General features: G+C 61.5%; 20 protein-coding genes. 11 read left to right on the forward strand and 9 right to left on the reverse strand.

Annotated elements, in window-relative coordinates:
- Window positions 1–203: 203 nt before the first annotated feature.
- The 10 genes from pilM to hemE all read left to right on the forward strand — a co-directional run bounded on the left by pilM (window position 204) and on the right by hemE (window position 14,663).
- On the forward strand, window positions 204–860 hold the full coding sequence (pilM, locus tag IH404_RS02920) for a type IV pilus assembly protein PilM (protein ID WP_194439901.1): 657 nt from the start codon (window positions 204–206) through the stop codon (window positions 858–860).
- The gene (locus tag IH404_RS02925; RefSeq protein ID WP_194439904.1) at window positions 857–1,411 is read left to right on the forward strand and encodes a PilN domain-containing protein; all 555 of its coding nucleotides are present in this window, start codon (window positions 857–859) and stop codon (window positions 1,409–1,411) included. Before pilM ends, IH404_RS02925 begins: the two co-directional genes overlap by 4 nt.
- Window positions 1,408–2,379, forward strand: a complete 972-nt coding sequence (locus IH404_RS02930; RefSeq protein WP_005784039.1) for a pilus assembly protein PilP — start codon at window positions 1,408–1,410, stop codon at window positions 2,377–2,379. Before IH404_RS02925 ends, IH404_RS02930 begins: the two co-directional genes overlap by 4 nt.
- Before the next feature lie 69 nt (window positions 2,380–2,448).
- Window positions 2,449–3,774 carry a type IV pilus secretin PilQ family protein gene (locus IH404_RS02935; RefSeq protein ID WP_194440640.1) on the forward strand — a complete coding sequence of 442 codons (1,326 nt, stop codon included), beginning with the start codon at window positions 2,449–2,451 and terminating at the stop codon, window positions 3,772–3,774.
- A 4-nt stretch (window positions 3,775–3,778) separates the two neighbouring features.
- On the forward strand, window positions 3,779–4,297 hold the full coding sequence (gene aroK / locus IH404_RS02940) for a shikimate kinase AroK (protein ID WP_005784043.1): 519 nt from the start codon (window positions 3,779–3,781) through the stop codon (window positions 4,295–4,297).
- Between the two features lie 125 nt (window positions 4,298–4,422).
- Window positions 4,423–5,523 carry a 3-dehydroquinate synthase gene (gene aroB / locus IH404_RS02945; protein WP_005784045.1) on the forward strand — a complete coding sequence of 367 codons (1,101 nt, stop codon included), beginning with the start codon at window positions 4,423–4,425 and terminating at the stop codon, window positions 5,521–5,523.
- Between the two features lie 10 nt (window positions 5,524–5,533).
- Complete coding sequence (locus tag IH404_RS02950) at window positions 5,534–7,105, forward strand: AAA family ATPase (RefSeq protein WP_005784047.1); 1,572 nt, start codon at window positions 5,534–5,536, stop codon at window positions 7,103–7,105.
- A 355-nt stretch (window positions 7,106–7,460) separates the two neighbouring features.
- Window positions 7,461–11,906: a glutamate synthase large subunit gene (gltB, locus tag IH404_RS02955; protein ID WP_194439906.1), complete on the forward strand. Its 4,446-nt coding sequence runs from the start codon at window positions 7,461–7,463 to the stop codon at window positions 11,904–11,906.
- Between the two features lie 32 nt (window positions 11,907–11,938).
- Entirely contained in the window at window positions 11,939–13,357 is a 1,419-nt protein-coding gene (locus tag IH404_RS02960) for an FAD-dependent oxidoreductase (RefSeq protein WP_003187920.1), read from the forward strand.
- 238 nt (window positions 13,358–13,595) lie between these two features.
- The gene (gene hemE / locus IH404_RS02965; RefSeq protein ID WP_046070564.1) at window positions 13,596–14,663 is read left to right on the forward strand and encodes a uroporphyrinogen decarboxylase; all 1,068 of its coding nucleotides are present in this window, start codon (window positions 13,596–13,598) and stop codon (window positions 14,661–14,663) included.
- A gap of 115 nt (window positions 14,664–14,778) precedes the next feature.
- On the opposite strand, the gene IH404_RS02970 is transcribed toward hemE, so the two are convergent.
- Window positions 14,779–16,053, reverse strand: a complete 1,275-nt coding sequence (locus tag IH404_RS02970) for an MFS transporter (protein ID WP_194439908.1) — start codon at window positions 16,051–16,053, stop codon at window positions 14,779–14,781.
- A gap of 124 nt (window positions 16,054–16,177) precedes the next feature.
- Between IH404_RS02970 and IH404_RS02975 the strand changes: the two genes are divergently transcribed.
- Window positions 16,178–17,071, forward strand: coding sequence for a LysR family transcriptional regulator (locus IH404_RS02975; protein ID WP_005784056.1), 894 nt, complete (start codon window positions 16,178–16,180; stop codon window positions 17,069–17,071).
- A 304-nt stretch (window positions 17,072–17,375) separates the two neighbouring features.
- Here the strand turns inward: IH404_RS02975 and IH404_RS02980 are convergent, their stop codons facing one another.
- From IH404_RS02980 to IH404_RS03015, 8 genes are read right to left on the reverse strand one after another with little or no spacing between them, the layout of a single operon-like run.
- Complete coding sequence (locus IH404_RS02980) at window positions 17,376–17,771, reverse strand: hypothetical protein (RefSeq protein WP_005784058.1); 396 nt, start codon at window positions 17,769–17,771, stop codon at window positions 17,376–17,378.
- Between the two features lie 26 nt (window positions 17,772–17,797).
- The gene (locus IH404_RS02985) at window positions 17,798–19,024 is read right to left on the reverse strand and encodes a beta-ketoacyl-ACP synthase (RefSeq protein WP_194439910.1); all 1,227 of its coding nucleotides are present in this window, start codon (window positions 19,022–19,024) and stop codon (window positions 17,798–17,800) included.
- The gene (gene fabG / locus IH404_RS02990; protein ID WP_005784062.1) at window positions 19,024–19,752 is read right to left on the reverse strand and encodes a 3-oxoacyl-ACP reductase FabG; all 729 of its coding nucleotides are present in this window, start codon (window positions 19,750–19,752) and stop codon (window positions 19,024–19,026) included. Before fabG ends, IH404_RS02985 begins: the two co-directional genes overlap by 1 nt.
- A complete protein-coding gene (locus tag IH404_RS02995) occupies window positions 19,749–20,210 on the reverse strand; it encodes a hotdog family protein (RefSeq protein ID WP_194439912.1) in 462 nt (153 codons plus the stop codon). Before IH404_RS02995 ends, fabG begins: the two co-directional genes overlap by 4 nt.
- Complete coding sequence (locus IH404_RS03000; protein WP_194439914.1) at window positions 20,207–21,373, reverse strand: beta-ketoacyl-[acyl-carrier-protein] synthase family protein; 1,167 nt, start codon at window positions 21,371–21,373, stop codon at window positions 20,207–20,209. The genes IH404_RS02995 and IH404_RS03000 overlap by 4 nt, the downstream gene beginning before the upstream one ends.
- Window positions 21,370–21,852, reverse strand: a complete 483-nt coding sequence (locus IH404_RS03005; protein ID WP_005784068.1) for a DUF3261 domain-containing protein — start codon at window positions 21,850–21,852, stop codon at window positions 21,370–21,372. Before IH404_RS03005 ends, IH404_RS03000 begins: the two co-directional genes overlap by 4 nt.
- Entirely contained in the window at window positions 21,849–22,598 is a 750-nt protein-coding gene (locus IH404_RS03010) for a class I SAM-dependent methyltransferase (protein WP_005784070.1), read from the reverse strand. Before IH404_RS03010 ends, IH404_RS03005 begins: the two co-directional genes overlap by 4 nt.
- A complete protein-coding gene (locus IH404_RS03015) occupies window positions 22,595–23,842 on the reverse strand; it encodes an NAD(P)/FAD-dependent oxidoreductase (RefSeq protein WP_194439915.1) in 1,248 nt (415 codons plus the stop codon). The genes IH404_RS03010 and IH404_RS03015 overlap by 4 nt, the downstream gene beginning before the upstream one ends.
- Window positions 23,843–23,861: the final 19 nt, after the last annotated feature.

Consider the following 23,861-nt stretch of genomic DNA (forward strand, 5'->3'; position numbering starts at 1 on the left):
GAGTTACGCGTCGGGGATGCATGGCAAACGATGGATCGACCCGGGCAGCAGATAAAAAAGCGGGAAAAAACGCTGGGCATTAAAGCATTTTTCAGCTTGGGGCGTCATTCGCGTGCCTCGAACAAGCCGACCGAATGCAGGGTGCCTGGCGGCAATCAAGCGAGATGACAGCCGGTATGACAGGGAAAGTTTTGGGGAGTTTTATGGGAAAGGGATTTTTCAGGCGAAAAGCCGACATCATCTTGGGTGTCGACATCAATGACAGCGGTATCAAGCTGATCGAACTGAGCCGTTCATCGGGTGGTTTCAGTGTCCAGGGCTATGCCACCCAGGCGCTGCCCGCCCATGCGGTCGTCGATGGCGCGTTGCTGGACGTCGAGGGCGTGGGGCGAGCCTTGCAACAAGCGTTATCCTGCCTGCGCACTTCGGCTCGACACGCCGCTGTGGCAGTGGCGGGCCCTTCGGTGATCACGCGGTTGATCGAGATGGATGCGGGCCTGCGCGACGAAGAAATGGCCTGGAAGATCCAGATGGAAGCTGACCAGTTCATTCCTTATCCATTGGATGAGGTTGCGATCGACTTTCAGATCCAGGGCCCATCGGCCCAAGGGCCGCAGTGGGTTGAAGTCATGTTGGCGGCCTGTCTGCGCGAGCAGGTCCAGGCGCGAGTGGCGGTTTTAGCCCTGGCGGGGCTGGTGCCGCGGGTGGTCGATGTCGAAGGGTTTGCATTGGAGCGCGCTTGCCGTCAGGATTTTGCCAGCTTCACGCCGGGTCATCGAGTCGATGGTGCACAATGGGCCGTGGATGCCCAAGGGATGGGAGTGGCTTGCGGGTTGGCCCTGAGGAGTTTCGCTGGATGACACGAATCAATCTTTTGCCTTGGCGTCAGGCGCTGGCAGAGCGCAAGCGCAGGTATTTCATGGTGCTATTGCTGGCATTTGCCTGCCTGGCGATGGCGGCCGTGTGGCTGGCTGACCAGGTGATCGACCAGGCGATAGATCGGCAAGTGAGCCGCAATAGCCGCTTGGGTGAGGAGGTGGCTACCCAGGATTCGCGGATCAGGACCATCGACGACCTGCAGGAGCGAAGCCAGCAACTGGCCGAACGCATGAAGGTGGTGCAGGATCTGCACGACGCCCGCTCTTCCGGCGCCCGACTGTTCGAGCAATTGGCTCGTGCAATGCCTGAAGGTGTCCATCTGCATGAGGTGGTCGCAAACGGTGACACCATCAGCATTCGCGGCACGGCTGAAAGCAACCAGGATATCGCCCGGTTGATGCAGCAGCTCAAGCAGTCATCCCAAGGCTCCAGCTCGACTCGTCTGCAGCGTGTGCAGGCCGATGGAGCACGCGGCGAAAGTGAATTTCAGCTGATGGTGCGCCAGGGAGAATCCAGCGAGGCGCAACCATGAGCCTGCCCAGGCTCGATTTTCCCACGCTCTTCTACAACGCTGCTAAATGGCCCTTGTCTGGCAAGGTCCTGCTTGGCTGTGGGCTGGCCGGTCTGGTGCTGCTGATAGGAGAGGTTGCCTACCTGAGCTCGTCACGTGAGCGATTGCACGGGTTTGAGGCGCGGGAGCAAACGCTACAGCAGCAGTTGGCGGAAAAAACTGAACTGGCCTCCAGCCTTGAGGCGCGCACCGATCAGTTCAGGGCAATGGAGGACAAGGTCACAGGCCTTCTACGTCAATTGCCCGGCCAGTCAGAGGTGCCGGCCTTGCTTGAAGACATCGCCCGATTGGCGGTTGCCAATGGAGTATGGGTCGAGGGCATCACGGTGTTGGATGAAGAGCCTCGTCAGCTCTATATCGAGCAACCCATGCAAATCGGCGCCACCGGGGCGTATCACGACCTGGCGGCATTCATCGGTGCCCTGGGTGGGTTGCCGCGCGTCGTCACCGTGCAGGATGTTGCACTGGGGCATGACGGCGCCTTGCTGCGTCTGAACATGCTGGCAAAGACCTATCGGCGTACCACGCAAAGCGCCAAGGCCCGCGAAGCGTTCGACCCGGCTCAGCCATTGGTCTACACCCCATCGTTTGTGCGCGACCCGTTTCAGCCGCCCGGTTTGCAAGTAACTCGCGTGCCGGGGCGACCGGCCCTTGCGCCGGATCTCGCTCGGCCACGGGGGCTGCTGGAAGGCATGAACATCGATCAGTTCGAAATGGTCGGCACGCTGTCGTTGGGGGCGCAGGCTTTTGCCCTGCTGCGTGCCGGATCCAGGGTGCACCGGCTGACGATTGGTGATTACCTGGGGCCGGATCATGGCCAGGTCACGGCCATTCAAGAGGGGTCTATCCACTTGGTCGAACGGTTTCCCGATGAACAGGGCGGCTGGCTCGAACGCCCGCGAACCCTTGTGTTGAACGTCAACTCATAACGGAATCAAACAATGAAAAGGACTTTCTCGTCCTTCGGTGTGGCGCTATGGATAGCGTTCACGGCACCGATGGCTGCTGCTGTGCCCAATCGCCTGGACCTGATCCACCTGCCGCCGCCCGACAGTGCAGCGTCGGTCAGCTATACAGGCACCCGGCTGAATCTGAATTTCCAGGACATCGACCTGCGGGCGGTCTTGCAGCAAATCGCCGATGTCGCCGGGCTCAACCTGGTGACCAGTGATGAAGTGCAGGGCTCAATTACCCTGCGGCTCAAGGATGTGCCTTGGGATCAGGCGCTGGATCTGGTGCTGCAAACCAAAGGTCTGGATAAGCGCGTGAAAGCCGGTGTGTTGCTGGTGGCACCTGCGGATGAGTTGGCCGCTCGCGAACTGCTGGCGCTGGAGTCGCGCAAGCAGATGGCGGAACTCGCACCGCTGCGTCGGGAGCTGCTGCAGGTCAACTATGCCAAGGCGGCGGACCTGGCCAAGCTGTTTCAGTCGGTCACAGGTTTTGAAGGCGTCACGGATGAGCGCGGCTCGGTGGCGGTGGATGATCGCACCAACAACATCATCGCCTACCAGACCGGCGAACGGCTCGAAGAGCTGCGGCGTATCGTGGCGCAACTGGATATTCCCGTACGCCAAGTGATGATCGAGGCGCGAATTGTCGAGGCCAATGTCGACTACGACAAAAGCCTGGGCGTGCGCTGGGGTGGGCGGCTCAGTCATGGCAGGGGAAGTGTCGCAGGTGTTTCCAAGCCCGTGGCAGACGGCGCCGAACCGCCGCAAAACCCGCCCGGCTCCCCGTTTGTCGATTTGGGTTCGCTGACCGGTACCTCGGGTCTGGGCGTGGCCTACATCACCGACAATCTACTGCTGGACCTTGAGCTGACAGCCATGGAGAAAACCGGCAACGGCGAAATCGTCTCGCAGCCCAAGGTGGTCACGTCCGACAAGGAGACGGCACGCATCCTCAAGGGCACCGAAATTCCCTATCAAGAGTCCACCTCCCAGGGCGCTACCTCGGTATCGTTCAAGGAGGCTTCGCTTTCGCTGGAGGTCACGCCGCAAATCACCCCCGACGACCACGTGATCATGGCGGTCAAGGTCACCAAGGATGAGCCCGACTACTTGAACAGGCTCAATGACGTACCGCCGATCAAGAAAAACGAGGTCAACGCCAAGGTGCTGGTCAGGGATGGCGAGACCATCGTCATCGGTGGGGTTTTCTCCAATACCCAAAGCAAAGTGGTAGATAAAGTGCCATTTTTGGGCGATGTGCCGTATCTTGGCCGCCTTTTCCGGCGCGATGTGCTGGCGGAGAAAAAATCCGAGCTGCTGGTATTCCTGACTCCGCGTATCATGAATAACCAGGCGATTGCTGTGAGTCGTTGATTCTGTGCGAAATTTGATTCTTGTAGGGCCGATGGGGGCTGGAAAGAGCACCATCGGCCGTTTGCTGGCCAAAGAGCTGCGCCTGCCGTTCAAAGATTCCGACAAGGAAATTGAATTGCGCACGGGTGCCAATATCCCATGGATCTTCGATAAAGAAGGCGAGCTGGGCTTTCGCGACCGCGAGCAGGCGATGATTGCCGAGCTGTGTGGCTGCGATGGCGTGGTATTGGCGACCGGCGGTGGCGCCGTCATGCGCGACGAAAACCGTCGAGCGCTGTATGCCGGTGGTCGGGTAGTGTATTTGCATGCCTCGGTCGAGCAGCAGGTGGGCCGCACCGCCCGCGATCGCAATCGCCCGTTGCTGCGCACGGCCAACCCGGAAAAAACCCTGCGGGACCTGCTGGCGCTGCGCGATCCGCTGTATCGGGAAATCGCCGATCTGGTGGTGGAAACCGATGAGCGACCCCCTCGGATGGTGGTGCTTGATATTCTGGAGCGCCTGCAGCGGTTGCCACCCCGTTAAAGCCTGGCCGGAAATGCGCTATTCTCGGCGGCGCGCCATAACCTTGTGAGGTGTGGCGTAGAGCCATCAGGTGATGTCGGATTGCGACATTGCCGGTCGTCAATACATCTTCAACGCGGGGAAACATGCAGACACTTAAGGTCGATCTAGGCGAGCGCAGCTACCCGATCCACATTGGCGAAGGTCTGTTGGACCAGCCCGAACTGCTCGCGCCGCATATTGCCGGTCGGCAGGTGGCGATCATTTCCAACGAAACGGTTGCGCCCCTGTATCTTGAGCGTTTGAGCCGCAGCCTTGCGGCGTATTCGGTGATTTCCGTGGTGTTGCCCGATGGCGAAGCCCACAAGAACTGGGAAACCCTGCAACTGATCTTTGATGGCCTGCTGACTGCGCGCCATGACCGTCGAACCACCGTGGTTGCCCTGGGCGGCGGTGTGATCGGCGATATGGCCGGTTTTGCTGCAGCCTGCTACCAGCGTGGCGTGGACTTTATCCAGGTGCCGACCACCCTGTTGTCCCAGGTCGATTCTTCGGTGGGCGGCAAAACCGGTATCAATCACCCGCTGGGCAAGAACATGGTCGGTGCGTTCTACCAGCCACAGGCCGTGCTGATCGACACCGCTACCCTCAACACACTGCCACCGCGCGAGTTGTCGGCGGGCCTGGCGGAAGTCATCAAGTACGGGCTGATCTGCGACGAGCCGTTCCTGAGCTGGCTTGAAGAACATGTAGATGCCTTGCGCGCACTCGACCAGGTGGCCTTGACCGAAGCGATTTCCCGCTCCTGCGCCGCCAAGGCGCTGGTGGTCAATGCCGACGAACGGGAGTCCGGCGTGCGCGCTACCCTGAACCTGGGCCACACCTTCGGCCATGCGATCGAAACGCACATGGGCTATGGTGTGTGGCTGCATGGGGAAGCCGTAGCGGCTGGCACGGTGATGGCGTTGGAGATGTCGCAACGCCTGGGCTGGATCAGCGCCCAGGAGCGTGATCGCGGTATCCGCCTGTTCCAGCGCGCCGGCTTACCGGTCATCCCTCCCACAGAGATGACCGAGGCAGATTTTCTCGAACATATGGCAATAGACAAGAAAGTGATCGACGGTCGACTGCGACTGGTACTGCTGCGCCACATGGGCGAGGCGGTGGTGACCGACGATTATCCGAAAGAGATTTTACAGGCCACGCTGGGAGCGGATTACCGCGCCCTGGCCCAGCTTAAAGGTTAATAAGATCCCGATGACTAGTTTGCATGCCGACGAGGCGTTCCTCGGCCATTATCACTTGAGCCATGACCCTTTTGCTCCACGGGTACCTGGTTTCAAATTCTTCCCTGCCCAGCGCAAGCCGGTATTGGGGCAACTGCATCATCTGGCGCGCTACAGCCAGTTGCTGCTGGTGGTCACGGGACCGTTGGGCAGTGGCAAGACCTTGCTGCGCCAGGCGCTGGTCGCCAGCACCAACAAGCAATCGGTGCAGAGCGTGGTGGTATCGGCCCGTGGCGCCGGTGACGCAGCGGGTGTACTGCGCCAGGTTGCACAGGCCCTGGACGTATCCAACGCCGAGCCGAACGCGATTCTCAAACAGGTGGTGCAACTGGGTCTGACCGGCCAGGAAGTCTACCTGCTGGTCGACGATGCCGAGCAGCTTGACGAATCCGCGCTGGAAGCGCTGTTGGCGCTGGCCGCGGGCACGCCGGAAGGCCGCCCGCATGTGTTCCTGTTTGGCGAATCGTCGTTGATCGCCGATCTGGAGCAGATCAGCGGTGAGCAAGAGCTGTTCCACGTCATCGAATTGCAGCCGTACGAAGAGGAAGAAACCCGCGAATACCTGGCTCAGCGCCTCGAAGGTGCAGGGGCCGGTATCGAACTTTTCTCCGCTGCGCAGATCTCTGATATTCACGAAAGCTCCGATGGCTGGCCTGGAAACATCAACCAGGTTGCCCGCGATGCGATGATCGAAGCCATGATTGCCAGCCGCTCTGCGGTCAAGCGTCCAAAGATGGGGTTCACTATGCCTAAGAAGCACGTATTGGCTATTTCCGCCGTTGTCGTGGTCGCTGTAGCCGCCGCCTGGTTGATCCCGGGTCGCAACAAGGCACCGACAACAACCGGCGCGCCAACTGAGCAGGCGCAGTTGCCACTGGGCAAGCCCACGCCAAATGTCGAATTCGCCAACTCCGGCCAACCGACCAACCTGCCGATGGTCGGCCAGCCTGTAATGCGCGGCCCGCTGGCTGAAGAAGCCGGTGGCATCTCCGAAGGCGATGACGGCGTGCCGGTGGAAGGCTCCAGCGCCACGCCGCCGACCGTGACCACCACCGCGCCACCAGCGGGCGTACCGGCCGGCACGCCAGCAACCCCAGTAGCGCCTGCCGCACCGGTTGCGCCAGTTGCCAAGCCGACTCCGGCGCCGACAGTAGCGACAGCCAAGCCCGCAGCACCAGTTGCCAAGCCGGCACCGGCCCCCGCGGCCAAGCCTGCTGAAAAACCTGCCGCTACCGTGGCCAAGGCCGGCGCCGCTGGCAGCAGCTGGTACAGCAGCCAGCCTACCGGCAATTTCGTGGTGCAGATCCTCGGCACCAGCTCTGAAGCCAACGCCCAGGCGTTCGTGAAAGAGCAGGGCGGCCAGTACCGTTATTTCAAGAAAGTGCTCAACGGCAAGCCTCTCTACGTGATCACCTACGGCAGCTTCCCGAGCCGCGCCGCAGCCGATTCTGCCATCAAGGCCTTGCCAGCGAAGGTTCAGGCTGGTAAACCTTGGCCTCGCACTGTTGCCAGCGTTCAACAAGAACTGGCAGCAACTCGCTGAAGATCCGGCGGCCTTACCCAGGCCGCCCTCCCGGCACCTCAAAAAACAATCGCAAGGCGTGCAGTCCCCCGCAAGGACCGCGCGCTTTGTGGTGTCTGCGCCACAGTAGCTTTTGAGTCGTAGCGGTCAGAATTAAAAAAGTTTTGACTAGCACAGCATATCGCTTTAAACCTTTCATAAATGCGACATAGATTTGCGACATTTCGTCGCTAAATTTGTGAGCGTCTGTGTCGGTGTGTACAATGACCTCCCTTTTGCCCCCGCTAAGCCGGCGTACGTTCGGCGTGGAAGGTAACCGGTTGAATTGAAAAGAAATTTGCCTCGATATAAGAGGCAGCCTGGTGAGAAAGTGTCTATGAAAGCAGGTCTGTACCAACCCGATGAATTCAAGGATAACTGCGGTTTCGGCCTGATAGCCCACATGCAGGGCGAGCCCAGTCATACCCTTTTGCAAACGGCCATCGAGGCCCTGACCTGCATGACCCACCGCGGTGGGATCAACGCCGACGGCAAGACCGGTGACGGTTGCGGCTTGCTGATTCAAAAGCCCGACCAGTTCCTGCGCGCTGTCGCCAAAGAGCATTTTGCGGCCGACCTGCCCAAGCAGTACGCCGTGGGCATGGTGTTTTTCAACCAGGACCCGGTAAAAGCCGAAGCCGCTCGCGAGAACATGAACCGCGAGATCGTTGCTGCCGGCCTGCAACTGGTCGGCTGGCGCAAAGTGCCAATCGACACCAGCGTACTCGGCCGCCTGGCCCTGGAGCGCCTGCCGCAGATCGAACAAGTGTTCATCGCAGGCGACGGCCTGAGCGACCAGGACATGGCGATCAAGCTGTTCACGTCCCGTCGTCGTTCGTCGGTGCTCAACGCCGCCGACACTGACCATTACATCTGCAGCTTTTCCCACAAGACCATCATTTATAAAGGCCTGATGATGCCGGCGGATCTCACCGCCTTTTATCCAGACCTGAGCGATGAGCGCCTGCAAACCGCGATCTGCGTGTTCCACCAGCGCTTCTCCACCAACACCCTGCCGAAATGGCCGCTGGCCCAGCCATTCCGCTTCCTCGCCCACAACGGCGAGATCAATACCATCACCGGCAACCGCAACTGGGCCGTGGCCCGTCGCACCAAGTTCGCCAACGATTTGATGGACCTCGAAGAGCTCGGCCCGCTGGTCAACCGCGTGGGTTCCGACTCCTCCAGCATGGACAACATGCTTGAGCTGATGGTCACCGGCGGCATCGACCTGTTCCGTGGCGTGCGCATGATCATTCCGCCTGCGTGGCAGAACGTCGAGACCATGGACCCGGACCTGCGGGCGTTCTACGAATACAACTCGATGCACATGGAGCCCTGGGACGGCCCGGCCGGCGTGGTCATGACCGACGGCCGCTACGCGGTGTGCCTGCTCGACCGTAACGGCTTGCGCCCGGCGCGCTGGGTCACCACCACCAACGGCTTTATCACCCTGGCGTCGGAAATCGGCGTGTGGGACTACAAGCCTGAAGACGTGATCGCCAAAGGCCGTGTCGGCCCTGGCCAGATCCTGGCCGTGGACACCGAAACCGGGCAGATCCTCGACACCGACGCCATCGACAACCGTCTGAAGTCGCGTCACCCGTACAAGCAATGGCTGCGCAAGAACGCCCTGCGCATCCAGGCGACCATGGAAGACAACGACCACGGTTCGGCTTTCTACGACATCGACCAGCTCAAGCAATACATGAAGATGTACCAGGTCACGTTCGAAGAGCGCGACCAGGTGCTGCGCCCGCTCGGCGAGCAAGGCTACGAAGCCGTAGGCTCCATGGGCGACGATACGCCGATGGCTGTGCTGTCCCAGCGCGTGCGCACGCCGTACGACTACTTCCGCCAGCAGTTCGCCCAGGTGACCAACCCACCGATCGACCCGCTGCGCGAAGCCATCGTGATGTCGCTGGAAGTGTGCCTCGGTGCCGAGCGCAATATCTTCCAGGAGTCGCCTGAGCACGCCTCCCGTGTGATCCTCAGCTCGCCCGTCGTTTCCCCGGCCAAGTGGCGCTCGCTGATGACCCTGGAGCGTCCAGGCTTCGATCGCCAGATCATCGACCTGAACTACGACGAGAGCCTCGGCCTTGAAGCCGCTGTGCGCAACGTCGCCGACCAGGCCGAAGAAGCGGTACGCGCCGGTCGCACTCAGATCGTACTGACCGACCGCCATATCGCGCCGGGCAAGTTGCCGATCCACGCGTCCCTGGCGACCGGTGCTGTGCACCACCGCCTGACCGAAAAAGGCCTGCGCTGCGACTCCAACATCCTCGTGGAAACCGCCACTGCCCGTGACCCGCACCACTTCGCGGTGCTGATCGGCTTCGGCGCCTCGGCGGTGTACCCGTTCCTGGCGTATGAAGTACTCGGCGACCTGATCCGTACCGGTGAAGTGCTGGGCGACCTCTACGAGGTGTTCAAGAATTACCGCAAGGGCATCACCAAGGGCCTGTTGAAGATCCTGTCGAAGATGGGCATCTCCACCGTCACCTCCTACCGTGGTGCGCAATTGTTCGAAGCCATCGGGCTGTCCGAAGAGGTCTGCGAGCTGAGCTTCCGTGGCGTGCCGAGCCGTATCAAGGGCGCGCGTTTCGTCGATATCGAAGCCGAGCAGAAAGCCCTGGCAGCCGAAGCCTGGAGCGCGCGCAAGCCGATCCAGCAAGGCGGCCTGCTCAAGTTCGTGCACGGTGGCGAATACCACGCCTACAACCCGGACGTGGTGAGTACCCTGCAAGCCGCCGTGCAGCAGGGCGACTACGCCAAGTTCAAGCAATACACGAGCCTGGTGGATAACCGCCCGGTGTCGATGATCCGCGATCTGTTCAAGGTGAAGACCCTGGACACGCCGATGGATATCGCCGAAGTCGAGCCGCTGGAATCGATCCTCAAGCGCTTCGACTCCGCCGGTATTTCCCTGGGCGCCTTGTCGCCTGAGGCTCACGAAGCCCTGGCCGAAGCCATGAACCGCCTGGGTGCGCGTTCCAACTCCGGCGAAGGCGGCGAAGACCCGGCGCGTTATGGCACGCTCAAAAGCTCGAAAATCAAGCAGGTGGCCACCGGCCGTTTCGGTGTGACCCCGGAGTACCTGGTCAACGCCGAAGTGCTGCAGATCAAGGTGGCCCAGGGCGCCAAACCGGGTGAGGGCGGGCAATTGCCAGGCGGCAAGGTCAACGGCCTGATCGCCAAGCTGCGTTATGCGGTGCCGGGCGTGACCCTGATCTCGCCGCCGCCGCACCACGACATCTACTCGATTGAAGATTTGTCGCAGCTGATTTTCGACCTCAAACAAGTCAACCCGCAGGCGCTGGTCTCGGTGAAACTCGTAGCGGAAGCCGGCGTAGGCACCATCGCCGCTGGCGTGGCCAAGGCCTATGCCGACCTGATCACCATTTCCGGCTACGACGGCGGCACCGGTGCTTCGCCGCTGACCTCGATCAAGTACGCCGGTGCGCCGTGGGAGCTCGGCCTGGCCGAAACCCACCAGACCCTGCGCGGCAACGACCTGCGCGGCAAGGTGCGGGTACAGACCGACGGCGGCCTGAAAACCGGCCTCGACGTGATCAAGGCGGCGATCCTTGGCGCCGAGAGTTTCGGCTTCGGCACCGCGCCCATGATCGCGCTGGGCTGCAAATACCTGCGTATCTGCCACCTGAACAACTGCGCTACCGGCGTGGCGACTCAGAACGAAAAACTGCGCAAGGACCACTACATCGGCACCGTCGACATGGTGGTGAATTTCTTCACCTACGTCGCCGAAGAAACCCGTGAGTGGCTGGCCAAGCTGGGCGTGCGTTCGCTGGAAGAGCTGATTGGTCGCACCGACCTGTTGGACATCCTCGAAGGCCAGACCGCCAAGCAACAGCATTTGGACCTGACACCGCTGTTGGGCAGCGATCACATCCCGGCAGACAAGCCACAATTCTGCCAGGTGGACCGCAACCCGCCGTTCGACAAGGGCCTGCTGGCCGAGAAAATGGTCGAAATGGCCGGCTCCTCGATCAGCGATGCCAGCGGTGGCGAATTCGCCCTGGATATCTGCAACTGCGACCGTTCCATCGGTGCTCGCATCTCCGGTGAAATCGCGCGCAAGCACGGCAACCAGGGCATGGCGAAAGCGCCGATCACCTTCCGCTTCAAGGGCACTGCGGGCCAGAGTTTCGGTGTGTGGAACGCCGGTGGCCTGCACATGTACCTGGAAGGCGATGCCAACGACTACGTGGGCAAAGGCATGACCGGCGGCAAGCTGGTCATCGTCCCGCCGGCTGGCAGCGTATACAAGACCCAGGACAGTGCCATCATCGGCAACACCTGCTTGTACGGCGCCACCGGTGGCAAGCTGTTTGCCGCGGGTACTGCCGGTGAGCGCTTCGCCGTGCGTAACTCCGGTGCCCACACCGTGGTGGAAGGCACTGGCGATCACTGCTGCGAGTACATGACCGGCGGCTTTGTCGCGGTACTGGGCAAGACCGGTTACAACTTCGGTTCGGGCATGACCGGCGGTTTCGCCTACGTGCTCGACCAGGACAATACCTTCGTCGACAAGGTCAACCACGAGTTGGTCGAGATCCAGCGGATCAGCGGTGAAGCCATGGAGTCCTACCGGAACCACTTGCAGCACGTGCTGGACGAGTACGTCGAGGAAACCGGCAGCGAATGGGGCCGGGAACTCGCCGAGAACCTCGATGATTACCTGCGTCGTTTCTGGCTGGTCAAGCCCAAGGCTGCCAACCTGAAATCGTTGCTTTCCAGCATCCGTGCCAACCCGCAGTGATATGCGCCTGAACAGTTTGATGAGGTTTTAACATGGCTGAACGTCTGAATAACGACTTCCAGTTCATCGATGTCGGGCGCAAAGATCCGAAGAAGAAACTGTTGCGTCAACGCAAGAAAGAGTTCGTGGAGATCTACGAGCCCTTCAAGCCCCAGCACTCGGCCGATCAGGCCCACCGCTGCCTGGGGTGCGGTAACCCGTATTGCGAATGGAAGTGCCCGGTGCACAACTTCATTCCCAACTGGCTCAAACTGGTGGCCGAGGGCAACATCCTCGCCGCCGCCGAGCTGTCGCACCAGACCAACACCCTGCCTGAAGTCTGCGGCCGGGTGTGCCCGCAAGACCGTCTATGTGAAGGTGCCTGCACCCTCAACGATGGCTTCGGCGCGGTGACCATCGGTTCGGTGGAGAAGTACATCACCGACACCGCGTTCGCCATGGGCTGGCGCCCGGACATGTCCAAGGTCAAGCCGACCGGCAAGCGTGTTGCGATTATCGGCGCGGGCCCGGCGGGCCTGGGGTGTGCCGACGTGCTGGTGCGTGGTGGCGTGACCCCGGTGGTGTTCGACAAGAACCCGGAGATCGGTGGCCTGCTGACCTTCGGTATTCCCGAGTTCAAGCTGGAAAAAACCGTACTGAGTCACCGTCGTGAAGTGTTCACCGGCATGGGTATCGAGTTCCGCCTCAATACCGAAATCGGCAAAGACATCACCATGGAGCAACTGCTCGCCGAATACGATGCGGTGTTCATGGGCATGGGCACCTACACCTATATGAAGGGCGGCTTTGCCGGTGAGGACTTGCCGGGCGTGTATGACGCGCTCGACTTCCTGATTGCCAACGTCAACCGCAACCTGGGCTTTGAAAAGTCGCCGGAAGATTTCGTCGACATGAAAGGCAAGAAGGTCGTGGTGCTGGGCGGTGGCGACACCGCGATGGACTGCAACCGTACCTCGATCCGCCAGGGCGCCAAGTCGGTCACCTGTGCGTATCGTCGCGACGAAGCCAACATGCCCGGCTCGCGCAAAGAGGTGAAGAACGCCAAGGAAGAAGGCGTGAAATTCCTCTACAACCGCCAGCCGATTGCGATCGTCGGTGAAGACCGCGTCGAAGGCGTGAAGGTGGTCGAGACCCGTCTCGGCGAACCGGATGCCCGAGGCCGTCGCAGCCCCGAGCCGATCCCGGGTTCCGAAGAGATCATCCCGGCCGATGCCGTGGTCATCGCTTTCGGTTTCCGTCCAAGCCCGGCGCCCTGGTTCGAGCAGTTCGAAATCCAGACCGACAGCCAGGGCCGCGTGGTAGCCCCGGAGCAAGGCCAGTACAAGCATCAGACCAGCAACCCGAAAATCTTCGCCGGTGGCGATATGGTGCGCGGTTCCGACCTGGTAGTGACGGCGATCTTCGAAGGCCGCAATGCCGCCGAAGGCATCCTGGATTACCTTCAAGTTTGATTTGAAACACGGTCAACTGTGGGAGCTGGCTTGCCTGCGATAGCGATAGTGAATTCACCACCGCCATCGCAGGCAAGCCAGCTCCCACACAAACCCCATTCCAGATAGGGTTTGGTGGTGTCTGTCATACCGCAAGACACCGCGACAAATTGACCCGATAGACAAAAGGCACGGCGCATTCCGTGCCTTTTGCGTCGCGCTCTGAGAAAATGCCCGCACTTTTTTTGCGGATGCCGACATGACTGCCCTCAAGAACGACCGTTTCCTTCGTGCCCTGCTCAAGCAACCCGTAGACGTCACCCCGGTGTGGATGATGCGCCAAGCCGGTCGCTACCTGCCGGAATACCGCGCCAGCCGCGCCCACGCCGGTGACTTCATGAGCCTGTGCATGAATCCTGCGTTCGCCTGCGAAGTCACGATGCAGCCGCTGGACCGCTACCCACAACTGGATGCGGCCATTCTCTTCTCCGATATCCTCACCATCCCCGACGCCATGGGCCAGGGCCTGTACTTCGAGACCGGCGAAGGCCCGCGCTTCAGGAAAGTCGTCAGTACCCTGGCCGATATCGAAGCCTTGCCGATCCCTGATCCGCACAAAGACCTCGGTTATGTGATGGATGCGGTCAGCACCATCCGCCGCGAGCTCAACGGTCGCGTGCCGCTGATTGGCTTCTCTGGCAGCCCGTGGACGCTGGCCACCTATATGGTCGAAGGCGGTTCGTCGAAAGACTTCCGCAAGACCAAGGCCATGCTCTACGACAACCCGCAAGCCATGCACCTGTTGCTGGACAAGCTGGCGCAGTCGGTGACCTCCTACCTCAACGGCCAGATCATGGCCGGTGCGCAAGCGGTGCAGATCTTCGACACCTGGGGAGGCAACCTGTCGGCGGCGGCGTACCAGGAATTCTCCCTGGCCTACATGCGCAAGATCGTCAGCGGGCTGATCCGCGAACACGAAGGCCGCAAGGTTCCGGTCATCCTGTTCACCAAGGGCGGCGGCCTGTGGCTGGAAAGCATCGCCGATGCTGGCGCCGATGCATTGGGCCTGGACTGGACCTGCGATATCGGCGAAGCCCGCCGTCGCGTTGGAAACCAGGTTGCGCTGCAAGGCAACATGGACCCCACTGTGCTGTACGCCAAGCCGGAAGCGATCCGCACGGAAGTCGGGCGCATCCTGGCCAGCTATGGCAAGGGCACCGGCCATGTGTTCAACCTCGGCCATGGCATCACGCCGGAAGTGAACCCGGAACATGCGGGCGCGTTCCTGCGTGCAGTGCACGAACTGTCGGCGCAATACCACGAGTAAAACGCAAAACAAAATGTGGGAGCTGGCTTGTCGGGTCGCCGCATCGCTGCGATAGCGGTGTTGAATTCACCGCCGCCATCGCAGGCAAGCCAGCTCCCACATAAAGCAAGTAGCCTCAGGTTTCCACATGCCCCAACGGCGGCAACTTCGCCAGCTTCAACGCCACCAGCAACGCGCCGATCAGTAGCGCGATAATGAATCCGCCAATCCCGTTCCACCCGGCAAAATGCCAGAAGAACCCGCCTGCCGTCCCGGCGATACTCGATCCCACGTAATAGCAGAACAGGTAAAGCGACGACGCCTGCCCCTTGGCTTTCACCGCACGGCGGCCGATCCAGCTGCTGGCCACCGAGTGGGCGCCGAAGAAGCCGAACGTGAAGATCAACATGCCCGGCACCACCAGCCACAGCGGGGTGAACAGCGTCAGGGCCATGCCGGCGAGCATCAGCACGATGGTGGCCCACAGCACGCGGCGGCGGCCAAGGCGGTCGGCCAGAGAGCCGATCTTGGCCGAACTGTAGATGCCCGAGAGGTACACCAGCGACAGCAGGCCCACTACGGCCTGGCTCAGTTCATAGGGTGAGGCCAGCAGGCGATAACCGATGTAGTTGAACATCGTTACGAACGCGCCCATCAACAGGAAGGCTTCGAGGAACAGCCACGGTAGGCCCGCATCCTTGAAATGCATGACGAAGCCATCCACCAGGCTGCGCGGCTTGAGGCTGCTGGCGCGGAAGTTGCGCGATGGTGGGAGGATCTTCCAGAACACCGTGGCCGCGATCAGGGCCAGGGCGCCGATGATCAGCATTGCGGTGTGCCAGCTGACGAAGTCGATCAATACGCCGATGATCAGTCGGCCGCTCATGCCGCCAATCGCGTTGCCGCCGATGTACAGGCCCATGGCCAGGCCGATGTGCTGCGGGTGGATCTCTTCGCTGAGGTAGGTCATCGCCACGGCAGCCAGGCCGCTCAGGGACAGGCCCACCAGCGCCCGCATCAGCAGAATCCCCTCCCAGGTCGGCATCAGACCGCTGGCGATGGTGGCCAGCGCCGCACAGAACAACGCGGCGACCATCACCGGCTTGCGCCCCAGCCTGTCGGATATCGGCCCGGTGATCAGCAGGCCGCAGGCGAGCATCGCGGTCGCGACCGAAAGAATCAGGCTGCTTTGCGCCGCATTGATGGAAAATTCGTGGGACAGCGCCGGCATCATCGGCTGTACGCAATACAGCAGGGCGAAGGTGGCAAACCCGCCGGAGAACAGCGCCAACACCGTGCGCATGAACATCGGCGTGCCTTTTTCGATGTACTCGTCATTAAGCTGCGCCACCACCTCATCGAGGGCTGAGGGCGGGGTGTGTTGGGCAAGTGGAGCAACAGCAGGATTCACGGGGGACCTCGGGGAGGAAAGTCTGCCAGGACTGGCAATACGAAAAAGAATATAGCTGGCTAATGATTCTTTCCAATATATTGTTCGACCTGTTTGATAGGTTCTACGACCTAATGAGGTGTGCATGGAATTACGTCACCTGCGGTACTTCATCGCCGTCGCTGAAGAACTGCACTTTGGCCGCGCCGCGCAGGTGCTGGGCATCTCGCAACCGCCCTTGAGCCAGCAGATCCAGGCACTGGAGCAAGAGGTGGGCGCGCGGTTATTTGAGCGTACCAATCGTCGGGTCGAGCTGAGCGAGGCCGGGCGCCTGTTCCTGCAAGAGGCGCGGCTGGTGCTGGCCCAGGTCGACAAGGCGGCGGATGTGGCGCGCAGGGCGCAATTGGGAGAGCTCGGCGAACTGAAGATCGGCTTCACATCTTCCGCACCGTTCAATTCCAGCATTCCCCAGGCGATCTTCGCGTTTCGCCAGGCTTTCCCGGCGGTGCACCTCAATCTGCAGGAGATGAGCAGCACCCAGGTGGCCGAGTCATTGGTGGATGAGTCGATCCAGGTCGGGCTGATGCGGCCTTTGCCGTTGCCTGATTCGCTGAGCGTGGTCGAGCTGATGCGCGAGCCGTTGGTTGCCGTATTGAGCGCCGGCCATCCGTTGGTGGAAGGCAGCGAGCGCGGCCTGCACCTGGCGCAGTTGGCGCAGGAGCCCTTTGTGTTTTTTCCGCGCACCTACGGCAGCGGCCTGTATGCCCAATTGCTCAGCCTGGCCCGCGACGCCGGTTTCAGCCCGCACTTTGCCCAGGAAGCGGGGGAGGCGATGACCATCATTGGCCTGGTGGCGGCAGGGTTGGGCGTGTCGGTGTTGCCGGCGTCTTACCAGCGTATCCGCATTGATGGCGTGGTCTACCGCACACTGCTCGACCCGGAGGCGATGACGGCGGTGTGGCTGGTGCAGCGCAAGGGCGTGCAAACGCCGATGGCGAAGGGGTTTGTGGAGTTGTTGACGCACAGGGCATCTACGTAACGAAGCAGAGTGATGTGGGAGCTGTCGAGCTTTAGCGAGGCTGCGAAAGGATCACCGCGTTGTATCTGAAAGACCGCAGCGCCTGCATCGCAGCCTCGCTAAAGCTCGACAGCTCCCACATTTGATCGGCGGTCTTTTCCGAGTGCGGTTGCTTCAGGCATACTGGCCGAGTTCCCGAAAGGGGCTTGTGAGACTCTGAGGATCCTGGGTAACCAGCCATCGCAGAGCCAGGCAGGAAGCGGTGATGACAAGCCAACCTGTTTGTGAAGAGGGCGCCGAAAGGCGCCCTTTGTCGTTTCTGGCCTTACTGCATCCCGGTCGAGCGCAACCCTGCCAGGATGTCCCTATCCAGCATGCTTATCCAACGGTTGTAGTTGCGATGGATCTTGCCGTCCTTGTAGCCCAGGTCGCGGCTGTCGCGGTAAGTGATGGCGTAGCTGTTGCGGGTGTAGCGGATATCGATTGCTGCATAGAACTGGCCGCGCACGGTGATCTCGGCCTGCACCAGTTGCGGGCTCAGGCGTTGTACCGTCCACTCACGTTTTTGCAGGGCGGCGACGATCACCTGTTTCATTTTTTCTTCGCTGACCTGGGTCGTGGCCGGCAGTTCGTGCTGGGTGTTGAGCACCGGTTTGCTGGTGCAGCCGGCAGTGGTCAACAGGGCCAGGGTGATCAGGGTAGCGCGTAGCAGGGAAGACATTCCGTTTTCTCCAATCGATTAAAAAGTCAGGCCCAGCGGCGGAAGATCAGCGAGGTGTTGACGCCGCCGAAGGCAAAATTGTTGTTCATCACGTAGTCGTTGTGCATCTGCCGAAAGCCACCTTGCAGGTAGTCCAGTTCGCCGCATTGTGGGTCGACCGAATCCAGGTTGAAGGTGTGCACGTACTCGTCGCGGTTCATCATTTCGATGCTGAACCACGACTCCAGCGCGCCGCAGGCACCCAGGGTGTGGCCGAGGAAACTCTTCTGCGAGCTGATCGGCATTCGGCTGCCGAACAGGCTGCTGGTGGCTAGGGTTTCGGCGATGTCACCCTGGTCGGTGGCGGTGCCGTGGCCGTTTACATAGCCGATGGCAGAAGGCGCAAGCCCGGCGTCTTCCAGGGCCAGTTCCATGGCACGGCGCATGGTTTTCTGTTCCGGGCGGGTGGTGTGCTGGCCGTCGGCATTGCTGCCAAAGCCAACCAGCTCAGCGTGAATATGCGCGCCGCGCGCCAACGCGTGTTGCAACTCTTCCAGTACCAGGATGCCGGCGCCTTCACCAATCACCAGGCCATCACGGCCGCTGTCGTAGGGGCGCGGACTGGTTTGCGGCGCATCGTTTTTCAGACTGGTGGCGTAGAGTGCATCGAACACCATGGCTTCGGTGGGGCACAGTTCTTCGGCGCCGCCGGCGAGCATCAATGGCAGGCGCCCGAACTTGATTGCCTCGTAGGCATAGCCGATGCCCTGGCTACCGCTGGTGCAGGCGCTGGACGTGGGGATCAAGCGCCCGGTGAGGCCAAAGAAAATGCTGATATTCGCCGCGGTGGTGTGCGGCATCATCCGCACATAGGAGTTGGCGTTTAGCCCCTCGGCCACGGAATTGAGCAGCATATTGCCGAACGCCTTGATCTCATCGGTGCTGCCGGTGGACGAGCCACAGGCCACGCCCATGCGCCCGTCCTTGATCGACGGATCACCGAGCAAGCCGGCATCCTGCAGTGCCTGCTCCGCTGCCCACACCGCCAGGCGCGAGACACGGCCCATGCTGCGCAATTGCTTGCGGGTCCAGTGCGCGGGCACCACAAAATCATCAATCGGCCCGGCCAGGCGCGTGTTCAGTTCGGTAAAGCGGTCCCATTCATCCATGCGCCGGATACCGCTGCGGTTGGCGCGAAAGTTGGCGGCGATGGTTTCCCAATCGCTGCCCAGGGAGGTCATGCCGGCCATGCCGGTGACGACGACGCGCTTCATCAGCACAAGCCTCCGTTCACGGCCAGCACCTGGCGCGTGATATAGCCGGCTTCGGCCGACATCAGGAAATTCACCGCGCCGGCGACTTCTTCCGGGGTGCCCATGCGTTGCGCGGGGATCATTTTCATCAGTTCTTCGACGGGGACGTTTTCATCCAGCATCGCCGTGTCGATCAACCCCGGCGCCACGCAGTTGACGGTGATCTTGCGTTTGCCCAGTTCGATGGCCAGCGCCTTGGCTGCGCCGATCAGGCCGGCTTTTGAAGCACTGTAATTGACCTGGCCGCGGTTGCCGATCAACCCGGACACCGAGGTGATGCACACGATACGCCCAGCGGCGCGTCGCCGAATCATCGGCATCATCACCGGGTGCAGCACGTTATAGAAACCATCGAGATTGGTGCGCATCACCACGTCCCAGTCGTCTTCCGACAGGGCCGGGAAGGCGCCGTCGCGGGTCAGGCCGGCATTGAGCACCACGCCGTAGTAGGCGCCATGTTGCTCCACATCGGCTTCAAGGATGGCCTTGCAACTGGCGCGGTCGGACACGTCGAATTGCAGCACCCGCGCCTTGCGACCCATGGCCTCGATCTCGACCTGCACGGTGTCGGCTTCGGCGCGGCCATTGCGGCAATGCAGCACGATGTCATGGCCGGCCTGGGCCAGGCGCAGGGCAATGGCGCGGCCGATGCCACGGCTTGAGCCGGTGACCAGTACGGATTCAGTCATGACGTTGGGTCCTTCGATTCATCTAAATAGTTGGCCGCCTGGGGCGGTCGAAATACGTTCAGGCGCGCACTGGCCTGAATGCCGTCGCCGGTGAGGTGGCATTCGAACACACCCATGCCGTTGTCGTCTTCCAGGGAGCGCAGGCCGTGGATATTCAGCTGGGCGCCTGCCGGGAAGTGCTCCACGTTGCACTCGAACTTGCGTGTACCCAACAGGAAGCCCAGTTCCACCGCGCGGCCTTGCTGGCGTGCATGGCAACCGGCATAGGCGGCGACGCTTTGCGCCATCAATTCCAGGCCTACCCAGGCCGGCAGGCTACCGTCAGGGCGGTTGAACAGGCCGTCGGGCTTGACGGTGACGCGGGTGCGGATCTGCTCATCATCGAACGACAGCACCTGGTCGATCAGGATCATGTCGCCCGCGTGGGGTAGCAGCTCGGCAAGTGGCCAATCGATCATGGGGCCTCTGCGATTATCAGGCTGACGTTATTACCGCCGAAGGCAAACGAGTTGCTCATCAGGCAGGTTTTTTTCAAGCTGTCGCCGCTGTGCGTCCATTGCAAGGGCGGCAGCGCCGGGTCGGCGTGGCCGTCCCACACGTGGGGCGGCAGCAAGCCGTGGCCCAGGCTCAGCCAGCAGAACGCCGCTTCCAGGGCTCCGGCGGCACCGAGGGTGTGACCGGTCATGGGCTTGGTCGACGAACAGGCCACACCGCCGGGGAACAGGCTGGCGACCGCCTGGCTTTCCATGGCGTCGTTGTGTTGGGTGGCGGTGCCGTGCAGGTTCAGGTAGCCGATCTGCTCGGGAGCCAGCTTTGCGCTGGCCAGGGCCTTGCGCATCGCTTGCAACGCGCCCTTGCCGCTGGGTTCCGGCGCGGAGATATGGTGAGCGTCGCAACTGGCACCGCTGCCCAGCAAGGCGATCGGTGCCGGCTCGCGGCTCATCAGGAACAGTACCGCCGCCTCACCGATATTGATGCCGTTGCGGTTCACCGAGAACGGGTTGCAGCGCTCGCTGGATACCGCTTCCAGCGAGGTAAATCCGTTCAGGGTCAGCTTGCACAGGCTGTCCACGCCGCCACAGATTACCGCATCGCACACCCCCAGGTTCAGCAGGCGCTGGGCGCTCATCAAGGCACGGGCGCTGGAGGTGCAGGCGGTGGAAATCACATAGGCCGGGCCGCTCAATTGCAGCCAGTCGGCGAGGAAGTTTGCCGGGGCGCTGAGTTCCTGTTGCTGGTAGTCGTAGTCGGCAGGGAACTGCTTGTCGCGCAGGTAATGAGCAATGCCACGGCTGGCTTCGTCGATGCCCGAGGTGCTGGTGCCAAGCACCACGCCGACTCGCCCTGGGCCATAGGTTTGAATGGCCTGACGGATCTCATCTTCAATCTGCAACGCCGCTTCCAGCAACAACTGGTTATTGCGGCTGCTTTGTTGAGCCAGTTCCACCGGCAGAGGCACCAGTTCGCCCTGGACGGCAGCCACCGGCACTACGCGCTCCGGCACCCAGCCGCTTTCGGCGCGCATCCCTGAACAGTCACCGGCAAACAGGTTGCGGCTGACTTCGGCCTGGCCTCGGCCAAGGGCGCAGATCACACCGAGGGCATTGAGGTAAGCGGTCATCGGCTGATACCTAGCGGGGTGATGCGATAACTCAACGGCTGGCCGGCCATGTTCACGCTGAACACCTCGGAAGACTGATAGATGATTTGCCAATGGCCCGGCAGCGTGCGCGTCAGGTCCATGGCCTGGGCGTGCGGATACAGCGCTGGCACATCACCGGCCGGGGTCAGGGCAAACAGCAGCGCGGCAAACAGCTCCCGCGCCTGGGGATTGGGGGGCAGCAAGCCGTCGGCCTGCCACTGCCCATCGAGCAGTTTTTGCCGGGCCAGGGGAATGCCCAAGGGGTCCATCATCGACCAGCGAATCGCGTGGCCTTCGCGCTGGATCACCAGCAGCCAGTCCTGGCGCTGCCCGTCCGCCAGGCGCTGCACATGCAGTTGCATCGGCAAGGCCAGGGCCGGGATTTTTTCCGGCAGCGGTGCCTGGCTGGCGCAGGCACTGAGCAGCAACAGGCAACCCATTAACAGCAGGCGCATCATGAGGCGGCGTTCTCCAAAGGTTTGCGCGCAACGCAGTTGACCAGGGTTTCCTCGCGCTGGCCCACCGGCGGCGCCTTGCGCAGACCCCAGCGCTCCAGCAGGCCGAAGTCGCTGGAGCGGCTCCACCACAGGTAGGGGTACGAGACATTCTGCGAGTCGAATTCAAAGCCTTGCTCGCGCAGCATCTCCAAATACTCTTCAGCGCTTTTTTGCACATGCATCGGGTGGCGGAACAACCAGCGAATCACCCAGGTGTCGATATAGGCTTCGGTGGATTCGGCAAACAGCAGATAGCCGCCCGGTTTGAGTACCCGATAGAACTCCTTGAGTGCGCGATGTTGCTCGACCAAGTGGTGAAAGGTCTGGTGGCAAAACACGATATCGACGCTGGCGTCCGGTACATCGAGGGTGGCGCAGTCACTGGCGATCAGCTCGACAGCCAGGCCCTGGCGCGCAGCCTCTTCACGGCTCAGCTCCAGGCTGTGGGGGTCGGCATCCAGGCCGATCAGACGTGAAGGCGCAAACACCTGCTGCAGCAACCGGAAGGATTTACCCTGGCCACAACCGGCGTCCAGCAACACCGGTGCCACCGGCAGCGGCTCGCTGAACAGGCTGCGCAGGTCGTTGATCGCCACGCGCAATACGTGATGCTGCCAGGTGTGGCTGCGCAGGAACCAGAAGCCGAACCTGGTTTCCTCGACGTAATTTTTGCTCAGGTAGTTTTTTTCAACGGCAGGACTGCTCATACCGCTTCACTCGCACAAATATCCGACAACATCCGCAATCGCCGTTTCGGCTCGCTGACAAACGGGTTGCGCTCATCCCAGGCGTAACCGGCCAGGATCGAACTGATCATGCGGCGAATCTCCGGCGAGCTGCCGGGATGGAAAATCACATCCTGGAACGTACCGGCATACCAGCCTTCGACGTAGCAGCGGAAGGTATCGACACCGCGCTTCAAGGGTTCGGCGAATTCGCTTTGCCAGTCCACGGTCTCGCCGTTGAGCTGACGGTGCAGCACAGCGGCGGCCATGCTGGCCGACCGCATGGCGATGGTCACGCCGGACGAGAACACCGGATCGAGAAATTCCGCCGCATTGCCCAGTAGCGCAAAGCCTGGGCCGTGCAGGCTTTTGACGTTGGCCGAATAGCCGCCGATGCTGCGTGCCGGGGTGTCCCAGGCGGCGTTTTGCAGCACGGCGGCCAGGCTTGGCGTTTCATCGACAAAGCTGCGCAGGCAGGCGTCAAGGTCGCTGTCGCGGCCATCGAAATGTTCTTTGGCCGCGACCACGCCCACCGAGCAACGGCCGTTGCTGAACGGGATGGTCCAGAACCAGATGTCGCGCTGGGTCGGGTGGGTGGTGACCAGAATTTTGCTGCGATCAAAGCCTGGGTGTTCGATGCAGTCTTCGATGTGAGTGAACACGGCCTGGCGCAGCGGGAAGTTCGAGGGCGCCTCAAGGTCCAGCAGGCGCGGCAGCACGCGGCCATAGCCGCTGGCGTCGAGCACGAACTTGGCTTTGATGTGGTACTCGCTGCCGTTCTGTCGGCGCACATGCAGGTAGCGGCACTCGCCGGAGAAATCCACACCGACAATGCTTTGGCCATAGCGGATTTCCACACCTTGCAGCGCCGCCTGATCGGCCAGCAACTTGTCGAACTCGCCGCGCTGCACCTGGAAGGTGGTGGGCTTGCCGTTGCTGAAGGTGTCGCCAAAGTCAAACGCACTGTAGCGCTCGCCCCAGGCGAACGCGGCGCCGGTTTTTACCTGGAAGCCCGCCGCTTGCACAGCGTCGAGCATCCCGGCTTCTTCGATGAAGTCGATGCAGTGCGACAGCAGGCTTTCGCCAATCGAAAAACGCGGGAAATGCTCGCGTTCGATGATCAATACATCATGCCCTTTGCGCTTTAGCAGCGCGGCCGCAATGGCACCGGATGGCCCGGCACCGATCACCACCACCTGGCGACGTTCCATTTCAACTGTGGGCACGAGGGCTCCTTGCCGCATG

It is taken from the genome of Pseudomonas sp. OST1909, from assembly GCF_015277575.1.
GTDB lineage: Bacteria > Pseudomonadota > Gammaproteobacteria > Pseudomonadales > Pseudomonadaceae > Aquipseudomonas > Aquipseudomonas synxantha_A.